This window comes from Enterobacter sp. CCUG 70166, from assembly GCF_020224095.1.
GTDB classification, from domain to species: Bacteria; Pseudomonadota; Gammaproteobacteria; order Enterobacterales; family Enterobacteriaceae; genus Enterobacter; species Enterobacter intestinihominis.
This window is the reverse complement of sequence record NZ_NRIQ01000082.1, coordinates 1-1,365: the sequence shown is the minus strand read 5'-3', so window position 1 is coordinate 1,365 and position 1,365 is coordinate 1. Positions and strand designations below refer to the sequence as shown.

The 1,365-nt window shown below is 47.1% G+C and carries 2 pseudogenes; one reads left to right on the top strand and one right to left on the bottom strand.

The features are described 5' to 3' along the window. Positions 1 to 9: 9 nt before the first annotated feature. Positions 10 to 456: pseudogene (locus CKK19_RS24840) on the top strand (inovirus Gp2 family protein); the annotation flags it as partial. A 90-nt stretch (positions 457 to 546) separates the two neighbouring features. Here CKK19_RS24840 and CKK19_RS24835 read toward each other — a convergent pair. Further along, positions 547 to 1,365: pseudogene (locus CKK19_RS24835) on the bottom strand (type III restriction endonuclease subunit R); the annotation flags it as partial.

Below are 1,365 nucleotides of genomic sequence, written 5' to 3'. Positions count from 1 at the left end.
TAATCGTGGGGGCAGGTCACCCGGATGCGTGAATCCCTCAGAGCTAAGCTGGAGGCTGATCGTACCCGTAAGGAGCGTGAAGGTAAACGCATCTACCGTTGCCCTTTATTCATTATATGGGCGAAAGAGTATTCTGAGTCAGGTAAATGCCACTATCACATTTGCCTGTTGTTCAACAAAGACGCTTACTACCACCTCGGGGATTACGATCAGGACGATAACCTTAGAGGGATGATCACAGGAGCCTGGTACAGCGCCCTGAGACTGGAGAGAGACGATCACCCTGGTCTGGTCCATTTTCCTGAAAACTGTAAGTATGTGCTAGACACCAATAGTACTGACTTCCAGCAGAACTACCAGGCGCTGTTAACCCGACTGGACTACCTGACCAAAGTTGAAAGCAAAGTGTTTGGTGAAGGAGACCGTAACTTCGGCTGTAGCCAAATCGAACTGTAAGTCGGTAATGGCCTTCTCAGTGAGAAGGCCTTATTTGTATTGTTTCAAAAAATTACTAAAATGCAGTTTCGTTACGCAATTTTCTATAGATTACTGATAGTCATCAGCAAGTCCGCTACTAAATAACGTTTCTGCATTTTCAGCGGTAGCAACAGCATCCTGCACATCCTGCCGTTTCAAATCTAACACTCGTAATTTACCCTTTACTTCGGCGACAGATTCGATTCGCCTGTAAGCATCAGAATGATGTTCGGCATATAGCGCAAGTCCTTTCAGTTTGGGCAAAGCATCAGCCAGATGGAGACCATGTGGATCAACCATATCTACAACCATTTTGCCATCGTGATTGGCAAAAAACAGGAAATCGGGACGAACAATTTTGTATTGTTCGGCTTCAACATAGGCGATGCCTAGTGAAGACTGTCCTGTGTACTGTGGATTACGATACCAGAAAGCAAATCCTTCACGTCTGGTTTCGATCTCAAAAACCTTGGTTTCCCAATGGTTCAACAGAGCCGGATAGTTCCCGTTTTCGTCACACAACAAATGGTGTTTCCAGACTGGAAGGTCAGCTTCCTTTTCACCTTCACGCACCCTGGTCATTTCAAACTTGTTCTCCGGCCTGACCAGATCCACATCCTGCGGTTCGGTACTCATTTCGACGATTTGACGATAGGCCTCTTTACGCTCATCTTTCAACGACTTGATTTGCGGTGTGTACTCGGCCAGCCACGCCTTCGCCAGTCTATCGGCCTCGCCATCGAAGTAATCCTGCACCTCCATCACCAGCCCCATGCCAGCAACGGTAACACGAGCCTCCATGATTGCTTCCAGATATTCCTCTGCATCCTCTTCTCGATCCGCAACCTTATCGGCCAGATATTCGACATGAAGTGGTTTACTGAATTT